This is a genomic window from Micromonospora olivasterospora (assembly GCF_007830265.1).
GTDB classification, from domain to species: domain Bacteria; phylum Actinomycetota; class Actinomycetes; order Mycobacteriales; family Micromonosporaceae; genus Micromonospora; species Micromonospora olivasterospora.
Window position 1 is genome coordinate 2300790 of record NZ_VLKE01000001.1, and the last position, 22122, is coordinate 2322911.

Annotated in this window: 13 protein-coding genes and 2 riboswitches; of the genes, 3 read left to right on the top strand and 10 right to left on the bottom strand. The window is 69.7% G+C overall.

Going from position 1 to position 22122, the window contains the following annotated elements; all coding sequences use genetic code 11:
• Positions 1-39: 39 nt before the first annotated feature.
• From JD77_RS10550 to JD77_RS10560, 3 genes are all read right to left on the bottom strand, one after another.
• Positions 40-309, bottom strand: coding sequence for a superoxide dismutase (locus JD77_RS10550; protein WP_145774110.1), 270 nt, complete (start codon positions 307-309; stop codon positions 40-42).
• Complete coding sequence (locus JD77_RS10555; protein WP_145774111.1) at positions 306-920, bottom strand: superoxide dismutase; 615 nt, start codon at positions 918-920, stop codon at positions 306-308. The genes JD77_RS10550 and JD77_RS10555 overlap by 4 nt, the downstream gene beginning before the upstream one ends.
• Positions 921-1368: 448 nt before the next feature.
• Positions 1369-1593: a hypothetical protein gene (locus JD77_RS10560; protein ID WP_145774112.1), complete on the bottom strand. Its 225-nt coding sequence runs from the start codon at positions 1591-1593 to the stop codon at positions 1369-1371.
• A 128-nt stretch (positions 1594-1721) separates the two neighbouring features.
• Positions 1722-1939, top strand: a riboswitch (cobalamin riboswitch).
• 124 nt (positions 1940-2063) lie between these two features.
• Here JD77_RS10560 and JD77_RS10565 point away from each other — a divergent pair.
• Positions 2064-4451 (top strand): ribonucleoside-diphosphate reductase subunit alpha, encoded by a 2388-nt coding sequence (locus JD77_RS10565; protein WP_145774113.1) that lies wholly within the window; start codon positions 2064-2066, stop codon positions 4449-4451.
• Between the two features lie 44 nt (positions 4452-4495).
• Positions 4496-5491: a ribonucleotide-diphosphate reductase subunit beta gene (locus JD77_RS10570; RefSeq protein ID WP_387228936.1), complete on the top strand. Its 996-nt coding sequence runs from the start codon at positions 4496-4498 to the stop codon at positions 5489-5491.
• Here JD77_RS10570 and JD77_RS10575 read toward each other — a convergent pair.
• Positions 5469-5759, bottom strand: coding sequence for a hypothetical protein (locus JD77_RS10575; protein WP_145774115.1), 291 nt, complete (start codon positions 5757-5759; stop codon positions 5469-5471). The two genes, JD77_RS10570 and JD77_RS10575, sit on opposite strands and share 23 nt — an antisense overlap.
• A gap of 155 nt (positions 5760-5914) precedes the next feature.
• On the opposite strand from JD77_RS10575, the gene JD77_RS10580 reads away from it, so the two are divergent.
• Positions 5915-6448 carry a reverse transcriptase domain-containing protein gene (locus JD77_RS10580; protein ID WP_246140606.1) on the top strand — a complete coding sequence of 178 codons (534 nt, stop codon included), beginning with the start codon at positions 5915-5917 and terminating at the stop codon, positions 6446-6448.
• Between the two features lie 466 nt (positions 6449-6914).
• Here JD77_RS10580 and JD77_RS10585 read toward each other — a convergent pair whose 3' ends face one another.
• The 6 genes from JD77_RS10585 to JD77_RS10610 form a co-directional block, all read right to left on the bottom strand.
• Positions 6915-7700, bottom strand: coding sequence for an ABC transporter ATP-binding protein (locus tag JD77_RS10585; protein WP_145774116.1), 786 nt, complete (start codon positions 7698-7700; stop codon positions 6915-6917).
• Positions 7697-8701 (bottom strand): FecCD family ABC transporter permease, encoded by a 1005-nt coding sequence (locus tag JD77_RS10590; RefSeq protein WP_145774117.1) that lies wholly within the window; start codon positions 8699-8701, stop codon positions 7697-7699. Before JD77_RS10590 ends, JD77_RS10585 begins: the two co-directional genes overlap by 4 nt.
• Entirely contained in the window at positions 8701-9648 is a 948-nt protein-coding gene (locus JD77_RS10595) for a FecCD family ABC transporter permease (protein ID WP_246140607.1), read from the bottom strand. Before JD77_RS10595 ends, JD77_RS10590 begins: the two co-directional genes overlap by 1 nt.
• 41 nt (positions 9649-9689) lie before the next feature.
• Positions 9690-10727 (bottom strand): ABC transporter substrate-binding protein, encoded by a 1038-nt coding sequence (locus JD77_RS10600; protein ID WP_246140608.1) that lies wholly within the window; start codon positions 10725-10727, stop codon positions 9690-9692.
• A gap of 30 nt (positions 10728-10757) precedes the next feature.
• Positions 10758-10940: riboswitch (cobalamin riboswitch) on the bottom strand.
• Positions 10941-11403: 463 nt separating this feature from the next.
• The gene (locus JD77_RS10605; RefSeq protein WP_145774119.1) at positions 11404-11652 is read right to left on the bottom strand and encodes a hypothetical protein; all 249 of its coding nucleotides are present in this window, start codon (positions 11650-11652) and stop codon (positions 11404-11406) included.
• Positions 11653-11821: 169 nt separating this feature from the next.
• Positions 11822-21817 carry a hypothetical protein gene (locus JD77_RS10610; RefSeq protein ID WP_145774120.1) on the bottom strand — a complete coding sequence of 3332 codons (9996 nt, stop codon included), beginning with the start codon at positions 21815-21817 and terminating at the stop codon, positions 11822-11824.
• Positions 21818-22122: the final 305 nt, after the last annotated feature.

Genomic DNA, 22122 nt, shown 5'->3' on the forward strand with positions numbered 1-22122 from the left:
GGACGGCCACCCGACTTCGCGCGTTTGGCCGATGCCCACTCAGGCCGTATGCGGGTGTGCCGTCTCTGCCACAACCAGGGCCAGCTCCCGCACCACCTCTTGCAGGGATTGGCCGGTCTGCGCGCCGACCAGGCTCAGCGCGAGGTCCGCGAGCAGGTAGAAGCCAAGGGTCCGGGCTTGCTCGGACTCGAATGAGGCGAGGAGTTCCTCCGCGCCCGCAAGGTCACCGCAGCGCTTCGCAGCGATGACCCCGGCCGCACGTTGAACGAGGTCTGCCGCGACAGGGACCGAGTCCGCCGCTCCGGTCACAGCTTCGGTGCCGCGGCGCGGGCGGCATCGAAGCGGGCGGTGACGTCGGCCCAGTTCACCAGGTCCCACAGCCGGTCCACGTAGTCCGGACGCACGTTGCGGTACTGCAGGTAGTACGCGTGCTCCCAGGCGTCGAACACCAGCAGCGGAGTGGCGCCCTGCCCGACGTTGCCGTGGTGGTCGTACACCTGCTCCACGATCAGCCGCTGGCCCAGCGGTTCCCATGCCAGCACGCCCCACCCAGAGCCCTGCACGCTCTTGGTCGCCGCCGAGAGTTGCCCGGCCATGCCGTCGAACGAGCCGAAGTGCTCGTCGATTGCTGCGGCCAGCTCCCCGCCTGGGCGGTCGCCGCCGTCCGGGGACAGGTTGTTCCAGAAGATCGAGTGCAGCACATGCCCGGACAGGTTGAACGCGAACGTCTTCTCCAGCCCGACCAACGCCGCGAAGTCGCCCTTCTCCCGGGCCTCAGCCAGCTGCTCCAGGGCATCGTTGCTGCCCTTCACATAAGCCGCGTGGTGCTTGCTGTGGTGCAGCTCCAGGATCTCGCCGGACATCGCCGGCTCCAAGGCGCCGTAGTCGTACGGCATGTCGGGCAGCGTGTAGACGCCCACCAGCGGCTCCTCATCTCGCGGTCCAGGGTGCGAGCGGACGGATGCCCCAGCAAAGGTCCGGATCATCGCAAGCCGAGGCACCCGTCCGCTAATACCACTCTCTCGTAGTTGCCAGCTATTTGCAACAAGCTCCCTGACTGTCGTCCGGATCCCGCCGTCGCCCCGCCGCTGCCGTCCCGGGCACCTTGGGCGATCCGAACGTTCTCCACACTCGCCGCCAACCTCATCGGGACCGACTCGCCATGGAAGGCCACGCGACCGGAGACGAAAGTCATGAGCAGTCACTGAAATGTGATCTTCAGGCGTGTGGTTGCCGGGACACCACCGGCAGCTGACTGGAGAGGCTCTGCCACAAGCTGGTAGGACGTAGATGTCCCAGATGCCGTCGGGCAGAAGGACGACGCCCCGCCGCCGGTCACCGGCACGGTACGCCTGCGCGCGGCTGTGGTCATGGCATCAGCGCCGGGTGCATGATGCTGAGTTGACTGACCTTCGCCGGGTCGCGGTGATCGAAGAACAGCAGCAGTGGCTGCGCCTCGACGACGGTCAACTGCGCGAGGTCCCGGACCTGCGGCGGGTGACCACCGGCTTGCTCTGCCGCCCGCGCGCTGTCAGCCCTCCTGCCGCACGCGGGCATTGCATAGGTTCGACAACTATCGCCGTAAAGATCCACGCCCGGGCAGGACCAACATGCCCGGAGTGGTTCTCGTGCACCCTCCGCGCAAATGAGCGTGACCGGTGAGACGATCCTGACACGTGGACACGACATCTGGTGTTGCCCATTCGGTGGCGGCCACATATATGGTGTTCGGCGCAGCTGGTTCGGCCGGGTCCGAGTGGTGCGGTCGAGGCAAGAGGGAACCCGGTGCGAGTCCGGGACTGCCCCGCAGCGGTGAGTGGGAACGACCGCCGTCATCAAGCACTGGGCCCGGCCGGGCCTGGGAAGCGACGGCTAGTAGACGACCGGCGGCCCCGGTCAGGCCCGCGAGTCCGAAGACCTGCCAGCGCGCCGCACGTGCCGCGTGCGGCGGTCGGAGGCCGCGCGGGACGGCCGACGCCAGCAACCGGCCCGGCTCTGCCGCCGGGTCCGTTGGCGTTCACTCGCGCGTCCGAGGGCTATCGGCGACAGCGCGAGGAGAGATCATGACAGACGTGCAGGAGCTCGCGTCCGGTTCGGGCGCGGAGCATCGCCGGGCGGGGATGCGGGTCCGCAGGGGTACCGGTGACACCGAACTGGTGGACGTCAACAAGATTGCCGGGGCGGTCGAGCGGTGGGTGGCCGACCTGGACGAGGTGGACCCGCTGCGGGTGGCCACGAAGACGGTCAGCGGGCTGTATGACGGGGCGACCACCGCCGAGTTGGACAAGCTGTTGATCCAGACGGCAGCGGAGTTGATCGGTGAGGAGCCGCAGTACTCCAGGCTGGCGGCGCGGTTGCTGGCTGCGTCCGTGGACAAGGAGGTCCGCGGGCATGGTGTGGCGAGCTTCAGCCAGTCCATCCGGTGTGCCCACGGCTTGGGTTTGATCGGCGATGGCACCGCCGCGTTCGTGGCCCGTAACGCGGGCACGTTTGACGACGCGGTGGACCCGGCTGGTGATCTGCGCTTCGAGTACTTCGGCCTGCGTACGGTGGCCGACCGGTACCTGCTGCGTCACCCCGAGTCTCGGCTGGTGGTGGAGACGCCGCAGTACTGGCTGCTGCGGGTGGCCTGCGGGTTGTCGCAGACGCCGGCCGAGGCGATCGGGTTCTACCGGCTGATGTCGTCGCTGGCGTACCTGCCGAGTTCTCCGACGCTGTTCAACTCGGGGACCCGGCACACGCAGATGTCGTCGTGTTTCCTGGTCGACTCTCCCCGTGACGAGTTGGACTCAATCTACGAGCGGTACCACCAGGTCGCGAAGTTGTCGAAGTTCTCCGGCGGCATCGGCATCGCCTGGTCGCGGGTGCGCGGTCGGGGCGCGCTGATCCGCGGCACGAACGGCCGGTCGAACGGCATCGTGCCGTTCCTGAAGACGCTCGACGCGGGCGTGGCGGCGGTCAACCAGGGTGGCCGGCGTAAGGGCGCGGCCTGCGTCTACCTGGAGCCGTGGCACCCGGACATCGAGGAGTTCCTGGAGTTGCGGGACAACACCGGCGAGGAGTCCCGTCGTACGCACAACCTGAACCTGGCCAACTGGGTCCCGGACGAGTTCATGCGCCGCGTCGAGGCAGACGAGGAGTGGTCGCTGATCGACCCGTCCGACGCGCCCGAGTTGCCCGACCTGTACGGGGAGGAGTTCGATGCCGCCTACCGGGTCGCGGAGAAAAAGGCCGTCCGGACGGTCAAGGCTCGAGACCTGTACGGGCGGATGATGCGCACTCTGGCGCAGACCGGCAACGGGTGGATGACGTTCAAGGATCCGTCGAACCGGCTGTCCAACCAGACCGGGGCGCCGGGCAACGTGATCCACCTGTCCAACCTGTGCACCGAGATCCTCGAGGTCAACAGCGACACCGAGACCGCGGTGTGCAACCTCGGCTCGATCAACCTGGGCGCCCACGTCACGGTCGACGGGGTCGACTGGGAGAAGCTGCGGGCGACCGTACGTACCGCGGTGGTGTTCCTCGACCGGGTGATCGACATCAACTACTACCCGGCCGAGCAGGCAGCGGTGTCGAACCCGCGCTGGCGGCCGGTCGGGCTCGGACTGATGGGCCTGCAGGACGCGTTCTTCGCCCTACGCCTGCCGTTCGACTCGGCCGAGGCCAGGCACCTGTCGACCCGGGTGCAGGAGGAGGTCTTCCTGACCGCCCTGGAAACCTCGGCGGGGCTCGCCGAGCGGTTCGGCCCTCATCCCGCGTACGTCGAGACCCGCGCCGCCCGCGGTGAGCTGCACCCGGACCTGTGGGGCGCGGCACCCGTGCAGCAGGAGCGGTGGGAGGGGCTGCGTTCGGCGATCGCGTCGCACGGCCTGCGCAACTCGCTGCTGGTCGCGATCGCTCCGACCGCCACGATCGCCTCGATCGCCGGCTGCTACGAGTGCACCGAGCCGCAGGTGTCCAACCTGTTCAAGCGCGAAACCATGTCCGGTGAGTTCCTCCAGGTCAACACCTACCTTGTCGGTGAGCTGAAGGCGCGCGGACTGTGGACGCCGGCGATCAGAGACCAGATCAAGCGCGCCGAGGGATCGGTGCAGGGCATCACGGAACTGCCCGTCGAGGTGCGGGAGGTGTTCCGCACCGCGTGGGAGCTTCCGCAGCGGGCGCTGATCGACCTGGCCGCCGCCCGAGCGCCGTACGTCGACCAGTCGCAATCGCTGAACCTGTTCATGAGCGCGCCGACCATCGGCAAGCTGTCGTCGATGTACTTCTACGCCTGGAAGTCCGGGCTGAAGACCACCTACTACCTGCGTTCCCGTCCGGCGACGCGGATCCAGCAGGCCACCGTCGCCGTCACCGCCGCCGCGGTGGTGCCCACCGTCGTCGGTTCGAGCGCCGACGCAGTGGCCTGCTCCCTCGAGAACCCCGAGAGCTGCGAGGCTTGCCAGTGACCACCGTCCCCGAATCCCGCGCCGCCAGCACCGGCGAGCGGCACATGCTGCTCGATCCCGGCATGGACCTGACCCTGCGCCCGATGCGCTACCCGCACTTCTTCGACCGGTTCAAGGACGCCATCCGTAACACCTGGACTGTCGAGGAGGTCGACCTGCACTCCGACCTCGCCGACCTGGCCAGGCTTTCGCCCGCCGAGCAGCACCTGGTGTCCCGGCTCGTCGCGTTCTTCGCCACCGGGGACACCATCGTCGCCAACAATCTGGTGCTCAATCTCTACCAGCACGTCAACTCCCCGGAAGGCCGGCTCTACCTGTCCCGGCAACTGTTCGAAGAGGCCGTGCACGTGCAGTTCTACCTGAACCTGCTCGACACGTATGTCCCGGATGAGAAGGAGCGGTTCGCGGCGTTCGCCGCCATCGAGAACATCCCGTCCATCCGACGCAAGGCCGAGTTCTGCTTCCGCTGGATCGACTCCGTCTTCGCGCTGCGCGAGCTGCGGACCCGCGAGGACCGCCGGGCGTTTTTGCTCAACCTGGTCTGCTTCGCCGCGTGTATCGAGGGGTTGTTCTTCTACGGCGCCTTCGCCTACGTCTACTTCCTGCGGTCCCGGGGCCTGCTGAACGGGCTCGCCTCCGGCACCAACTGGGTGTTCCGTGACGAGTCCATGCACATGGCGTTCGCTTTCGACGTCGTCGAAACCGTCCGCCGCGAGGAGCCGGACCTGTTCGACGACGAGATGACCCGCCAGGTACGCGAGATGCTGGCCGAAGCGGTGGAGTGCGAGGCCCAGTTCGCCGAGGACCTCCTCGAACAGGGTGTATCCGGGCTCTCCCTGGCCGAGATGCGCCAGTACCTGCAGCACGTGGCCGACCGTCGGCTCGCCCAACTCGGCATCGCACCGCTCTACGGCTCGACGAACCCGTTCCCGTTCATGGACCTGCAGGATGTGCAGGAGCTGTCAAACTTCTTCGAGCGGCGGGTGTCGGCCTACCAGGTCGGGGTGACCGGGAGCGTCACCTTCGACGACGACTTCTGACCACCGGTCGAGCCACGCCCGGGCCATGCAGGACCGAGTTGAGACGCTCGCATACACAGTCGGCCGGGTCCGCCTCGGCGAGGATCGCCTCGATCCGCGCCAGGCGGGCCCGTGTCTGACGCACCTCGTGCTCCAGCCGGGTCGCCCGTGCGGCGCTCGCGCCGACCTGCCGGCGTGAGGCGTCCAGGCGATCGAAGTCCTCCGGCCGTATGGCCACCCAGTCGGAGCCGTCCACGACCACCGCGATCCTGTCGATCTTCCGACCCATCCGTCACCTTCTCGTCGCGCGGGGACTCTCCTGCTGCGGCGTCCTGGTCCCTCAGGGCGGACGCGCCGACCACAACCGCTCAAGGACCAACACGATAGACAACGGCGTTGGCTAGTTCTGTCCACTTTGGGCGGCGCGCCGGACGAGGAGGCCTGGTGCACCCGGCCGGGATTGCCCTACGCGGCCCAACGCGGCTGGTCCGTTACGCCGACGACTTCGTGGGCCTGGTCCACGGAACCCGGGACCACACGGCCGCAGTGCGCAAGGACGTCGCCGCCGTGCTCGCTCCGCTTGGCCTGCGCCTGTCGCCGACCAAGACGCGGATCGTGCACATGAGCGACGGGCTCGACTTCCTCGGCTTCCACATCCAGTGGCAGCGCAAGCGAGGCTCGAACCGCTGGCACGTGCACACGTTCATCGCCGCCCGGCCGATCCGGTCATTGAAGGCGAACATCCGAGCACTGACCCGCAGGACATCACAGCAGGACCTGAGAACCGTGCTGACCAGGCTCAACCAGGTCACGCACGGCTGGGCCAAAGGCCCTCCGCAAACAGTTCACCACGCCGACCGGCAGGTGGCTGCCCATCACCGCGGACGGGACCGCGCACCAACCGATAGCGGCCACCCCGGTGACCCGCTACCGGCAACGCACAATCCCCACCCCTGGCCCACACCCGACAACGCCTGACGACAGCAACCGTGGAGAGCCCGTTGCGCGGAGACGCGCACGGCGGGTTCGGCGAGCGGCCTGGAGAAACGGACCAGCGGCAACGCGGCACCGCACTCCAGGCCGACTCAACTAGCGAGTCCCTGACCAGCTGCCCAGGCCCGGTCTCGGTGAACGGCCGATCGTCGTCGGCGTCGAGCGATCCGGGTTGCAGCTACGGTGCCGATCCGACATTCCCGGGCGGAGGAACACCGCCTCGATCATCATCGCCGTCGTCGGGGCTCCGCCCCTGCGGGGAGTCGGTGGCTGGCCGGGATGGCACCTGCCCCCGCGGCCGCTCCATCCGCATCACGCCATACCCGACGCGCGAGACCGTACGGCCGACCGGCCTTCAAGCGCCTCCGGAACGGGAAGTCATGCACTGTCTGCCGCGGCGGTGGATTCGACTGCCATGTTGCAGCCGACGCCCACCCGTTGGCGACGATCATCATGAGGTGGTCCGTGGTTCCGGCAGGACGAGGGGCGTTCCGGTCGTGGGGTCGGTGATGATGCGAGCGCGTACGCCGAACACCGCCTCGACCAGTTGCGCGTCCACGACGTCGGCGGGCGGCCCCTGGGCGATCACAGCGCCGTCGCGCATCGCGACGATTTCGTGGGCGTAGCGGCAGGCCATGTTGAGGTCGTGCAGGACGGCGACGACCGTGCGGCCGGCGGCGTTGAGGTTGCTGAGCAGGTCCAGGACCTCCAGCTGATGGGCAAGATCGAGGAACGTGGTCGGCTCGTCGAGCAGGAGCAGGTCGGTGTCCTGGGCGAGCACCAGGGCGATCCAGACGCGTTGGCGCTGGCCTCCGGACAGCTCGTCGACGGGACGGCCGGCCAGCTCGGTGACGCCGGTGGCGGCCAGGGCGGCGGTCACGGCCTGTTCGTCGCCGGCCGACCACTGCCGCAGCCACTTCTGGTGCGGGTGTCGGCCTCGGGCGACCAGGTCGCTCACGGTGATGCCGTCCGGGGCGATGGGCTGCTGCGGCAGCACGCCGATGCGGCCGGCGACCTCGCGTGTCGGCAGCCGGTGGATGTCGCGGCCGTCGAGCAGAACCGTTCCGGACGCCGACGGCATGAGCCGGGCGAGGCCGCGCAGCAGCGTCGACTTGCCGCAGGCGTTGGGACCGACCACGGCGGTGATCTTTCCTGGAGCGATCTGGAGGTCGAGGCCGGCCACCACGGTGCGGCCGTCGTAGGCGAGGCGCAGTCCGGTGGCACGCAGGTCGGTCATCCTGTTCTCCCGATCCGGTTGGCTCTGGCCAGCAGCCAGATGAGCAAGGGGGCGCCGAGCACGGTGGTGAGCACGCCGACGGGCAGTTCGGCCGGGGCGAGAACCCGGCGGGCGGCCAGGTCCGCGCAGGCCAGCAGCGCGGCGCCGACCGCGGCCGAGGTGACCAGCGCGAGGCCACGCTCGCGGACCAGGCGGCGGGCCAGTTGCGGCGCGGCCAGCGCGACGAAGGCGATCGGCCCGGCCGCCGCGGTGGCCACTGCCGCGAGAGCGACGGCCGTGGCCAGCAGCGCGACCCGGGCCGGCTCGGCCCGGGTGCCCAGGGCGAGAGCGAGGTCGTCGCCGAGCTCCAGGGCCCGTAGCGATGCCGCCAGCCGCAACGCCACCGGCAGCAGCACCGCGACCGCGAGCAGCACGGGCAGCACGTGGCCCCAGGACCGGCCGGCGAGGCTGCCGGAGAGCCAGATCGCGGCCTGCTCGGCGGTGTAGACGTTGGCGGTGTTGAGCAGGTACGCGGTCACCGAGGTGAGCATCGCGGTGATCCCGATGCCGACCAGTACGAGCCGGTAGCCGGTGACACCGCGACGCCAGGACAGCAGATAGATCCCCACCGCGGTCGCGAGCGCGCCGGTGAGGGCGCCGGACGCGACCGTGACCGGGCCGGCCGCGACGATCACCACGAGGAAGACCGCCGCGGCTCCGGCGCCCGCGTTGATGCCGATGATGTCCGGGCTGGCGAGGGGGTTGCGCACGACGCGTTGCACGATCGCCCCGGACAGGCCGAACGCGGCGCCGACGGCGATCGCGGCGAGCGCGCGGGGCAGCCGCAGTTCGAGGATCACGTAGGCGCTGCGGCGGGTCGAGCCGTCCCCGCCGGTCAGGACCGTGAGCACGTCGGAGATCGGCAGCGGGTAGTCGCCCATGGTCAGTGAGGCCACCATCGCGACCACGGCGATGACCAGAGCGACCAGGCTGACCACGGCGGCTCGCCGGTCGGCGCGCATCACAGCTCGGCCAGCCTGCGACGGCGTACCAGGGCGATGAAGAACGGCGCGCCGGCGATCGCCGTGACGATGCCGGCCTGCAGTTCCTGCGGCTCGGCGACGACGCGGCCGAGCACGTCGGCGGCGAGCAGCACGACCGGCGCCAGCACCGCCGCGTAGGGAAGCAGCCAGCGGTGGCCCGGGCCGGTCAGGGCGCGGGCCATGTGCGGCACCGTCAGCCCGACGAACGCGATCGGCCCGGCGAGGGCCACCGCGGTGCCGGCGAGCAGCACCACGGCGAGGGCCGCGGTGGCCCGGCCGGCGGCCAGGCGCTGCCCGAGCGAACGAGCCATGTCGTCGCCGAGCGCGATCGCGTCCAGCGCCCGCACCGACATCGCCGCCAGCAGCGCCCCGGTGGCCAGGAACGGCAACGCCGTGCCGATGACCGAGATGTCCGCCGCGGTCAGCGCCCCGACCGACCAGTACCGGTAGGAGTTGAACGTGTTGATGTCCAGCAACGTCAGCGCCGTGGTCAGCCCACCGAGCAGCGCGGTCGCGGCAGCACCCGCGAGCGCCAGTTTCACCGGGGTGGCGCCGCCGCGGCCCAGCGAGCTCAGCGCGTACACGCCGGCGCCGGCCAGCGCCGCACCGGCGAACGAGAACCACACCCAGCCGCCGAAGGTGTGCACCCCGAACACCGAGATCCCCAACACCACACCGAGCGCGGCGCCGGCGTTGACGCCGAGCACCTCCGGTCCGGCGAGGGCGTTGCGGGTCAGGCCCTGCAGCAGGGCGCCGGCCACGCCGAGGGCTGCGCCGGCGGAAACCCCGACGAGGGTACGGGGTACGCGCAGGTACTCCACGATCCGCTGCGCGTCGGAGCCGTCCGGGTGCAGCCAGGTACCGGCGACCGTACTCATGCTGATCGTCTCGTTGCCGATCAGCAGGGAACCGAGGACCGCCGCCACGAGTACGACGACGGCCCCGGCCAGACCGGCAGCCCGAGCGTTCAGAACTTCTCCGGGTGCAGCAGCTTTGCCAGATTCGCCACCGCGTCGGCGTTGCGCACTCCCGGTGTGATCTCGGCGAACGTCACCGCGTAAATCCGGTTGTCACGGATCGCGGGCACGTTCGCCAGCGCGGGGTCGGACTTGAGCCCGTCGATGACCCCCTGCGCGCCGTCCGGGCCGACGTCGGCCCCGCAGCAGGCCGGGATCACGATGACGTCGGGCTTGCGCTTGATCAGCTCCTCGGTGCCGATCCGGGCGAGCCGGCCGGGCACGTCGTCGAACACCTGAATGCCGCCGGCCTTCTCGATGATCGTGGTGGCGACGTCCTCGCTGCCGAAAACCCGCAGCTCACCGCCGCCCGGCCGGTTCAGCATCGCGACTGTCGGCCGCTTCACCCCGGCGAGTTCGCTCTCGACGCCGGCGACGGTCTGCTTCATCTTCGTGACAAGAGCCTCGGCCTGCGTCGTCGTGCCGAGAACACGGCCGAGGTCGGTGAGGTCGCCGTAGACGCTGTCAAGCGAGACGTCGTTGTCGGCCAGGGATTTCTGCCCCTCGCCGTCGGCGGTCGGGCAGTACTGGGTGAACAGGTACGAGCCGATGCCGATCTTGTTCAGTTCGGCGCGGGTGCCGAGTCCCTCGGTGGTGAAGGCCCCGGTGAACCCGGAGACCACGAAGTCCGGGTCGAGGCGCAGCACCTCCTCGCGGCTCGGATACTCCTCCGGGTAGTAGGTCGGCTCCTGCTGGTCCGGGTGGAACTGCGCGGCATATTCGGGCAGCAGCGGATTGTCCAGGTAGGCGGCGCCGACCAGCTTGTCGCCGGCGCCGAGGGCGTACACCGCCTCGATCCCATTGTGGAAGGCCGCGAAAATCTTGGTGGGCGGGGCGCCGGCCGGCACGGCGACACCGCAGTTGGTGACGGCGGTCGCGCCGCTCCCGGCGGTCACCTCGGGTTCGGTGTCGCTGCCGGAACAGCCGGCGAGGGCGACGATGAGAACGGACAGCGGCGCGGTGATGCGCCAAGGCATGGGGAACCGCACAGCGGGACCGCCTTCCAGCACCTCGTGGACGGGTCGAAGCGTGCCGTGGCCGGTCTCCTGGCTGACGGGACAAGCAACCACCGGCCGGCCTTCCTAGGCGCAAATGCCCAGTGACCTCGCGAACGACGAGGGCCAGCGGTCTCCCGATCACAGTGGCGAGGGCCGCGCCGGCATCACACCGGCTTCCCGAACACCACGGCGCCCACACGATAACCGCTCACCTCCGGCCAGGAACCGCTGCGGGGTGCCGGGGGTGGGGATCGACGCACCGAACCCGCCCGCCGCCGCGTGGCCGGCACAAACCAGAAACGCCCCGGGAGAGGATCTCCCGGGGCGTTTCTGATGCATCCGATCAGCTTGTTGTTTAACCCTTCTGATCTCGTCGTTCGGCGATGGTGAGGGCGCGTTTCACGGTCTTCCCGACGTCGTAGCTGGGTGCGGGCTGTCGGTTCTTCCCCATGGACAAGCCCGTACGACGCCGACTACGACTCAGCGGGGTGATCAACGAGTACCACCGGGCGGCCTGAAATGATCTTCAAAATGCCAGGTCAAAGCCACTGAACGAGTTTCGGCACGGTGCAGGCTGCGGCGTAGCCGAGGCGTCGCAGCCGGGCGCCCAATCGTGCGGAGCTCAGCGACGTGCCGGGAGCGGCGCCGGGGAACAGCCACCGGTTAGCTAGCGGACGAGGTTTTCGGCACCCGCAGGGGCCTCCGTGGTGCGTATCTCGATGATGCCGGCGACCCAACGGGTTCCCCTGGGACCGCCGACCCGGATCACGGCGACCGCGGCGAGCTGGTATCCCGGTGCGCCGTTACCGTCAGCCGATTCGATGGGGGTACCGAACCGGATGATCTCGCGCCATATGTCGAACCCAGGCCCGAGATCCCGAGCGACCTGCGCGATCGGCTTGCCGGTCTCCCGCACGATCCGCACCGTGCCCTCGCGGAACTTTCTATCGAACCGCTTTCTCGTTTCAGCCATGACCGTCTGTCCCCTTGGGTTTGGTCTCCACGCTGACGGGGGAACCTCACCCGACGATGATGATCTTCCCCGCAGCGGAGCCGCCGCCGAACGGGACAACGCCGGGGCCCTGTCAGGTCGATGGGGGCGCGGTGTCGGGTTCCTGTTTGATGGGTTTGGTGGGGTTGATGGGTGGGAAATTCTCTTCCTTGTCGTAGTAGTGAGGGCCGTAGTCGGCGATGACGATGCGATGGGGGTTGATAACGAGGTTGAATAGGTTGTTCAGACCGAAAAGCACCATGATTTCTTGTCGGCGGATTCTGTTGTTGTTGTCGGGGATCCTGACGGTGAATTGCAGGTACACCGAGTTGGTGCGGTAGATGTCGGGTTCCCTGGTGTCGGGTTTGAGTGCGGTGTTGGCGAAAACAATGGAGTTTGCGAAGCCTTCGGCGCTCATGGCGATGGTGCGCTTGACTCGGCGTGGAGCCACAAGTCGCCGACCGCGAGACCGACGACCACGAACTCCGTAGGAAGGACGGGAGGTTTCGAGGCTAATCGAATAGGATGGGTACAGCCGGTAGTCTCGTTCCCAGGCCGCCATTCGTCGCTGATTCTCGAGTACGGCGCCGGGGTACACGCCGAGCAATTCCAGAAGGAAGCGTTGCACGAAGGCATCCTCCAGGGCCAATCCCAACCTGCCTTCGAGTACGTCGGGTCCGCGTTCGTGAGGCTCCAGGAGGTCTGCGGTCATGCGGAGGACTTTGACTCGTGGGTTTTCCAATGATTCGCCGAGGACCAGTCGGCGGATCTCCGCTGCGACCATCCGCTCGAGCAGGGGCCACAGGCGCTCCAACTCCTCGTCCGGTACGTGGGGTAGCCGGGGATCGTTCGGGTTTCTGGCGATGCCACTCAGGAACTGTTTGTCCGAGTCCATGCTGGCGGTGATGCGGTCGACGTTGGCACGCACGACGGGGTGCACCTGGCCGTTCTCGTCGGCGAAGGGCGCATAGACCCGTCCGCGCGGGTCGTCATCGTCGCGCCAGGGAAAGGCGTCGTCCATTGCCGGGTCTGGTTCGATGTTGTGGGTGATCTCTCGCATCAACACGACTTCTTGTTCGGCTGACACCTCGTCGGGGTCGGTCCAGATGACCTCGGTCCGTCCCTGATCGAGGCGATGCCGCTCCAGTGGTGTGGTGCGTGGTTCCGGGTTCGGTTGGTCGGGCTCGGGCCGCGAGCTGATGGTGGCCGTCAGTTGGGAATGCGACGAGGTCTGCGCTGCCGGCTGCCCCTGACCGACCTGCGCCCGCCACGGCGGGGGGTCGACCGGCGCGGCCGTCGCAGGGGAAGCCCCGGCGCCCTGTCGACCGTCGTGGACCGCGGCCGCGTTGTAGTGGTTGACGATGGTCGGATTGTGCGGGTCGGCCGCGACGTGGTACAGGTCGACCGGCCGGCCGGCGGCCGGACCGTACTCGTCGCTCATCTTCGGTGGCGCCCCCCACCCGGATTCCCGCCAGATGGTGACCCGGCGGCCGGTCGCGTGGGCCAGCAGAGGGCCGAGAAACTCCCCGACCGGGGCGCCCCACTGCTGTTTCCAGTTGTCCACCGCCGCTCGGACCACCGCCAGCTCGTCGGGTTCGAGCTGACGGTCGGACTGGCTCAACACGACGACCAAGAAGTCACGGGCCGTGCCCGGTTCCAGGACGTCCACCGGGAAGCCCTGGCCGTGCCGGTTGAGGAAGTCCAGTTGCCGCTGCGGCGCGTCCGTCGCCTCGCCGAGGCCCAGCGGCCCGCCGGACAGCATCGCCGCGGCACGCACCGCCTGGTACCGGTGCGCGATCACGGCCGCAGGCAGCATGCCGGCTTCGGTGACGTAAGGGCTGTCAAGGTAACGCAGCCAATCCAGCACCTGCTGGTGGTCGTTCAGGGCCGCCACCTGCCGTACACGCTCTTCGCGGAAGTTGATCCGCTGCCTGGTCACATCGGTGGGCAACCGCCCGGCGTTGCTGTCCAGGTACCCCCGGACGTGGCCCTGCAACAGCGCGCTCACCTGCGCGAGCGGGGACTCACGGGGCACCTCCGAGCCGACCAGCCCCACCGCGCTGGCACGCACCCGGCCGGGATCGGACAGGAACTGGTACAAGTCCACGGGCAGGTGCGGGTGCAGCACGTCACGGACCCAGATCGGATCGGTGGCGATGAAGGCGTACAGCATGCAGTACCCGTCAGCCGGCACCGGCAACATCGGATCCGGACCGGCCACCGACGCGACGGCCGGCCGCTGCAAAGACACCAACGACGACCTGTCCACCACAACATCCCAGAACGCGCCGGCTGGTCTCTGCGTAGCGCCAGCCTCGCCGGCCGCCTGCGGCCAACCCTCCAGCGGCTGCGGCTGCGGCTGCGGCGCGGGGGCGGCCGTCGGAGTCCGCACTGCCGGTTGCCCCCGGTCGACCTGCGCGCTCGCCACCCCCGGCCGCTGCTGGCCCTGCGCCGGAATCCCGACCACCGGACGGGCCCACGACCCGGCGACCGGTGGGATCGCGTCGTCCGTGTTGGGTCCGGGGACAGCTACCGCGTCGTCCTGCGCCGCCCGGTATGCCACGCCCACGGATCCGGTTGACGCGGGTATCACCGCGGCGGCGTTGTCGCTGGACCCACCGGTCAGCTGCGGCGGGTCCCCCGCCGTCCGCCCGCCCGCATTCACGGGCTGGTATTCGTAGGTCTTCAGCCTCTTCAGGTCGTTCTCGGTGGGGGCCGGGTCCAGCCACCGCCAGAACGGGCCACCCTTCCGGTCCTTTAGCCTCCCGACCATGATCAACGCGGCCGGCTCACCCTCAGGCCGCCGGTCCGTGCGGTAACCGAACCAGACCGTCGCCTTCTCGCCCACAGCGCCAGTACCTACAAAAGGCCTTCTGTTGCTCACCGTGAACGGCAGCTGCGCTCGCGGGCTGACCGGGACGCTTTTGATGTACCCACCGGTTATCTGCGGCGGGTACCCCGCCGTCCACTCGTCCGCATGCACAGTCTTGCTCTTGTAGTCCTTCAGCCTGTCCAGGTCGGCGCGGGTGGGGGCCGGGTCCAGCCACCGCCAGAACGGGCCACCCTTCCGGTCCTTCAGCCTCCCGACCTTGATCAACGCGGCCGGCTCACCCTCAGGCCGCCGGTCCGTGCGGTAACCGAACCAGACCGTCGCATCCTGGCCCGCAGCCTCCGGACCGGCAAAAGGCCTTTTTTTGCTCACCGTGAACGGGAGCTGCGCTCGCGGGTTGAGCTGGACGCTTTTGGTATACCCGCCGGTCAGCTGCGGCGGGTCCCCCGCCGTCCACCCGGCCGCGCGCACGGCCTGGCTCTTGTAGGTCTTCAGCCTGTCCAGGTCGGCTGGGGTGGGGGCCGGGTCCAGCCACCGCCAGAACGGGCCGCCGCCGTCATCGTCCTTCTGGCCCCCCAGGCTCGCGACCTCGATCAACGCGGCCAGCTCACCCTCAGGCCGCCGGTCCGTGCGGTAACCGAACCGAACCGTCGCCCTCCGGCCCGCAGCGGCCGCACCGACAAACGGTCTCTTGTCGTTCAGCTTGAACGGCAGCGTGTTACGGGTGATCTCGACCGTTTTGTCGTAACCGCCGGTCAGCTGCGGCGCGCTCCCCTCCGTCCACCCGTCCACACCCACGGTCCGGGGCTCGTGGGTCCGCAGCGTGCCCAGGTCCTCCTCGGTGCGGGCCGATTCCAGCCACCGCCAGAACGGGCCTCCGTCCCGGTCGTTCAGGCTCTCGACCTCGATCAAAGCGGCCGGCTCACCCACATGCGACTCGTCCGTGCGGTAACCGAACAAGACCCTCACCTCCTGGCCCGCAGCCGCACTGAAAACCGGCCTCTTGCCGCCCACCTCGAACGGCAGCCGCCCTTCCGGGCCGAGCTTGATTGTTTTGGTGTCCCCGCCAGTCAGTTGCGGCGCGTTTTCCTCCGTCCACACCTCCGAATACACAGTCCGGGGCGCGTAGGTCTGCAGCCTGTCCAGGTCCTCTTTGGCGGGGGCCGGGTCCAGCCACCGCCAGAACGGGCCTCCGTCCCGGTCGTTCAGGCGCCCGACCTTGACCAACGCGGCCGGCTCACCCACATGCGACTCGTCCGTGCGGTAACCGAACAAAACCCTCACCTCCTGGCCCGCAGCGGCCGCACCGACAAACTGCCTCTTGCCGCCCACCTCGACCGGCAGCCGCCCTGCCGAGAGCTGGAGGGTTGCGGTGCCCCCGCCGGTCAGCTGCGGGGGTTCCCCCTCCGTCCACTCGCCCGCATGCACGGTCTGGGGCTCGTAGGTCCGCAGCTTGTCCAGGTCGTCCTCGGTGCGGGCCGATTCCAGCCACCGCCAGAACGGGCCTCCGTCCTGGTCCTTCTGGCCCCCCAGGCTCGCGACCTCGATCAACGCGGCCGGCTCACCCTCAGGCCGCCGGTCCGTGCGGTAACCGAACCAAACCCTCACCTCCTGGCCCGCAGCCGCACTGAAAGTCGGCCTCCTGCCGCCCACCTCGAACGGCAGCCGCCCATCCGGGCCGAGCTTGAGCGTTCTGGTGTTCCCGCCGGTCAACTGCGGCGGGTCCCCCGTCGTCCACCCGTCAATCCAGTCGGTCTTCAGCCTGTCCAGGTCCCCCTTGGTGGGAGCCGGGTTCAGCCACCGCCAGAACGAGTCGCCCGTCCGGCCCTCTAGGCGCTTGATTTTGATCAACGCGGCCGGCTCACCCGCATGCGGCTCGTCCGTGCGGTAACCGAGCGCGAGCGTCGCATCCTTGTTCGCAAACTCCTTACCGACAGACTGCCTCTTGCCGCCCACCTTTAACCGCAGCCGCCCTCGCCGGTCGAGCTCGACCGTTTTGTCGTACCCGCCGGTCAGCTGCGGCGGGTCACCCGCCGTCCACTCGCCCGCATACACGGTCCGGGGCTCGTCGGTCCGCAGCCTGTCCAGGTCCTTTTCGGTGGGGGCCCGGTCCAGCCACCGCCAGAACGGGCCGCCGTCCCGGCCGTCCAGCTCTTCGACCTCGACCAACGCGGCCAGCTCACGCCCATCCGGCCGGTCCGTGCGGTAACCGAGCCAGACCCTCGCCGTCCGGTCCGCAGCCTCCGCACCGGCACCCGGCCTCTTGCCGTTCAGCTTGAACGGCAGCTGCCCGTCCTGGTTGAGCTCGACCGTTTTGTCGTACCCGCCGGTCAGCTGCGGCAGGCCCCTCTCCCCCCTCTCCGTCCACTCGTCCGCAAGCACGGTCTGGGGCTGGTAGGTCCGCAGCCTGTCCAGGTCCTTTTCGGTGGGGGCCCGGTCCAGCCACTGCCAGAACGGGCCACCCGTCCGGCCCTCTAGGCTCCCGAGCTTGATCAACGCGGCCGGCTCACCCGCATGCGGCCCGTCCGTGCCGTAACCGAGCACGAGCGTCGCATCCTTGTTCGCAGCGGTGTCACCGAAATACGGCCTCTTGCCGCCCACCGTGAACGGCAGCCGCCCTCGCGGGTCGAGCGGAACCTTTTTGGTGTACCCGTCGGTTAGCTGCGGCGGGTCCCCCTCCGTCCACCCGTCCGCATGCACAATCCGGGGCTCGTAGGTCCGCAGCTTGTCCAGGCCCCTTTCGGTGAGGGCCGGGTCCAGCCACTGCCAGTACGAGCCGCCCTCTCGCTCCTCTGGACTCCCGAGCTTGATCACCGCGGCCGGCTCACCCGCACGCGGCCCATCCGCGCGGTAACCGAACCAGAGCGTCGCCTCCTGGCCCGCATACGGTCTGAAAATCGGCCTCTTGCCGTCAACCTCGAACGGCAGCCGCCCATCCGGGCCGAGTCTGACCGTTTTGGTGTCCCCGCGGGTCAGGGGCGGCGGGTCCTCCACCGTCGACTCGTCCGCCACCTCAGCTGGGAGTCCTGCCCGATCACCTGCGTCCTGGACCATCGACTCGGAGCCGAACCCACCGGAGTCGGGCCCGCCGTGCGCTGCCGCCGGTCCCCGGCCCGCAGACCGGCGCAGGCGCCCCTGACCCGTGCCGGCACCAGCAGGGCCAGCACCCTGATCGTGCCTGACGGTCTCGCTGCCGGACACCGCGAAATTGATCCCGAACGCCTCCGAGACCAGGTGCGGCAAGACATGCGTCAAGCCGGGCACAGAGCTCCCCCTGGAATCCAACGCCTGCCGCAACACCTCCAAGGAAGGACTGGACAACTGCAGACGCTGCCGGAAATCCGTACGCTGAACGATCCGGTCAAGCTCGATGGCCAGATAGTGGCGGACATCATCAACCTCCACCGTCGCCAGACCGAGCGTCTCCGCCACCTGGCCCCCCGCCCTGTCCAGCACCCGCTGGAAGAAGCCATCCCACGCCCGGGATGCCACGATCTCGGGCGGGGCCAGGGCCGTCGTCACCGGCGGTGGCACCGGCGTCCGCGGCTCGGCGTCCACCTCCATCACAACAACCCGCCCGGCGCCGGTCGGTGGCTCACCACCGCCGGGATTCAACCGCGCGTCAGAAACCCCCGACCCGTAACCGGGGAATCCTGGTGGCACGGCGTAACCATCGCCGTCCGACAGCTGCCCGCCCGCATCAGAGCCGACGTCAGCCGGGGGGTGCCACTCCATCGCCGCCGGCCGGCCCGGCAACGAATCAGAGACCGGGTCCGACGACCCCGAGACCGACTCGGGCGGCCGAGCCGGCCGGTCGGACGGCTGCCAGGGGAAGCCGGCCGGTTCGGGGGAGGTGGCGTCCGCCTGCATGGCTTGGGACGGGCCGCGGGGTGGGGTGGTGGAGGCGAGCAGGATGGCGCTGGGGTCGATGCTGGTCGTGGTGGTGGGCTGCGGGTGTGCGGTGGTGCGGTCGGGAAGGAGGCTGGTGATGGTGGTGGGTCGTCCGGTGTTGTCGAACGCGGCGAGTCGGGTGCTCGATGCGAACAGGTGCCGCAGCCACGGGTCGGTGGTCGGGTCGGGTGGTTCGGGTCGGTCCTCGGCGCCGGGCACCAGGCCGTCGCGCACCTTGATGGTCGGTGGTCCGGATGGTTGTGGTTGGCTGTGGAGGGCGAACACGTGTTGTGGTTCGTTGGGTGGTGCGACCCTGACCACGACCATCGAGCCCGGTGCCGCCCGTAGGGCGGCGAGTACGTCCTGTGGTGTGACTCCGTCGGGCCAGCCGTCGGGGTGGGCGACGCGTTCGGGTGTCGCGTCGAGGATGTCCAGGAGTTGCGGCCAGCTCGTGGTGGGGGCGAGTCGGCCGTCGGGTCCGAGGATCCGATCGTCGGATACCGTCCGGTTGCCGGGCCGTCCGTAGGCGGTGGTGTAGGCGTCGAGGGTGGCCTGGACGCACCACCACCACGGGTCGCGGCTGTCGGGGGCCACCGGTGTCTGATCGATCCAGTCGGCGACCCGCCGCGCGGACTCGGCCGCCGCGGCCGGCCCGGTCGCCGCGACCGCCGGTTCCGGTGCAGCGCTGGCCGGCTCGCCGCGTCCGACCGGGTCACCACCGACCGAGTCACCCAACGAGGACACGTCACCGAACGGATCCCTGTCCCCGCTGTCGCGCCCGACCGGGTCGCCGCTGATCGGCTCGTCCAGTGAGGAGAGGTCACTGACCGTGAAGGTGCCGTTGGGCCTGCCATCGCGGCTGAACACGTCATCGCCGGAGGCGGACAGGTCACTGACCGATGTCCTGTCGCTGGTGTGGTCGTGGTTCGGCGTGCCGTCGGTGCGGGGGGCAGCACCACCCGGCGCCGTAGTACGGGCACCGGCCGCAGCCGGCGTGCCCGGAGTGCCCGGCGCACCCGGCGCGCTGGGCGTGCCCGGCACGCTGGGCACAGCCGGCACGCTGGGGGTGGCGGGCGTGGCGTGGCCGGTGGCCTGGGCGAGTACCTGGTGGTATCCGTTGACCCAGTCCCGTCGGAAGGATCCGGCGAGGGTGTCGTGGTTGGCCGGGGCGACGTCGTACTTGCGGGCCAGGGCGGTGAACTGATCTTCTGCGTGGCTGGTCGCTGCTGCGGTGTGCTGCTCGGGAGTCACCGGCAGCGTCGGCAGGTCGGTACGCCGGTGTGCCGGGGTGTCCGTGCCGGATGCGGTGGTGTCCGGTGCGGTGGTGTCGGGGATGGCCGCGGCCGTGACACGGGCCGGCAGGTCGGTGACCGCCTGCCGGACCACGTCCGCCACGGCGCTCACCTGCGCGGCGTCGGGCCTGACCACCGCAGCCGACGGCACGGCGGGCGGCACGGCCAGTGGTGCGGTCAGTGGTGCGGCGGGTAGCGGAGTGGCGCCGAGGATCGCGTCGAGGCTCCGGTCCACGTGGACCCGCACGTCCCGCTCGACCGCGGCGCGCACGACCTCCGACGGCGGTGCCGCCGCCCCGGAACCCCCCGGCACGCCAGCCACCCCCGGCACGCCAGCGCCCCCCGGCGGGACGACGCCCCCTGGCAGGGGGACGGTCGCCGGTGTGCCCGTGGTGAAGTACTGGTCGAGGTGATGCCCGACGGCCAGGTGCGCGATCGAGCGCAACGCCTGCCGGTCGAACTCCCCGGGCAGCGCCGCGACAACCTGCTCCGGACGTACCGCCGCCGGGATCTGCCCGCCCGCCGGGACCTGCCCCGCGAGGGTTTCGGTGATCCGGGCGACCGCCCGGTCCCGGACACCGAACAGGAACTGGTCGGTCAGGGCGGTGGCGGGCAGACCGACCTGAGACAGGAAAACGGGCACGGCCGGATCACCCTGCCGGGCGTCGGCCCACTCGGTGAACACCCGCTCGACCGGCACCGGAAGCCCGGCCAGGAACTGCCGCGCCTGCCCCGTCCCGGCCAACAACCCGCCATAGCGGTCCGCCAGTTCCTGCTGGAACCGATGCCACTGCTCCACCACCGGCCCACCCGCTGCCGCGACCCACGCCGGCACCGGCGCAGCCGGCATCGACAGGTTCGACACCGACCACGACGGCACCGACAGATCCAGGTGCGGCACCGACAGGTCCAGGTGCGGCGCGGGCAGGTCCAGGTGCGGCGCGGGCAGGTCCAGCGCCGGCGTGGGCAGGTTCGACGCCGGCAGCAGCGGCACGGGCGGGGGCGGCGGGGCCTGCCCGCCGGTCACCACAGGCTTCGGATCGTCGACCCCAGCCTCGTACCCCGCGGACGTGTCCCCACCCACCGGTGTCGGCCCCACCGGCAGGACCGGCCTACCGTCCGACGTGAGACCGATGTGAGGCACCCGCACCCGGGGCTGCACCACGGCGCGACTCACGACGAGCCCGAACCCGCTCGCGGCCGCCCCGCCCGCCCCCGAAATCGCCCCGGACAGAAGGTCCGCACCGAGATTAGTGGGGTCCCACTTCTGATCGACCATCAAGCTGGCGCCGATACCGAACAGCCCCTCCCCGAGGGTCTCCGTCACCGGCCGCGTCAGCACATCGGTCAGCAGATGCTTGGTGGTGTCCGACACGCCCAGCTTGCCGACCGCGCCCGCGACGACGCCAGCGGCCCTGCCCAACGCCGGCCCGCCCACCGTGGTCAGGAACGCCACCGCCCCCGCGAACGCCGCCTGCTTACCGACCGTCGACCAGTTCACCCCCGGCTGCAGACCATCGGTCATCATCGACACCTCGGCCAGCAGCGCAGAACCCGGCATGAACAACATCTGCATCGCCGTGCCACTCGCCGCCGACCGCACCAACGCCGACCGCAGGATCGCCTGAATGATCGTCCGCGTCTGCGCGATGTGCGCCGCCGCCCCCACCGGATTCCAGAACCACATCGCCGCGGCGACAGCGAACTCGGCAACCATGAAGTTGAACATGGCCAACGCCGTACGCTTGCCGACCTCCGTCTCCACGAAGAACTTCTTCTCCGCCTCGACCACGGCGAGCATCAGGTCGGCCGTCTCGGCCATCTTCCTCACAAACGGAGCGGTCTGCGCCACGAACCGGTCGAAGGCCTCACCCTCCCCCGCCTGCCGGACCGCCCTGATCGTCTGCTCCAGCAACGGACCCAGCACCGTACGCACCCGAAGCGCCAGCATTTCCAGCGTGCCGATGTCATCCCGCAACAACGGCAGCTCCGCCCGGGACACCCTCATCCCGGTGAACGCTTCCAAAGCCCGCAACCAGCTCTCGTCGAGCTCAAGGGTCGGAACGGCGGCGGCCAACGCGCAACGCTCCTTCCCCGCCCCGGATCAGCCGCGCCGACCGCCGCTCATATCCGGAACCACCTCAGCGCCGGCCCCCTCCGTGGCGACCCCGATTACGGTGATGGAGGCCCTGCTCACCGCCCACAGGCCGACCGGCGAGATCGCCCACACGGGCGTCAAAAGCCCCGGCCCAGGCCACCCGGCGGCGGCACATCGAGCGCACGAACGCCCGACACAACGCCCTCAACCCGCTACAACGCTGCCACGAACGCAAAGAAGACGTGGCCAACGCTCACTTCAACCTCGCCGACGCCATCGTCACC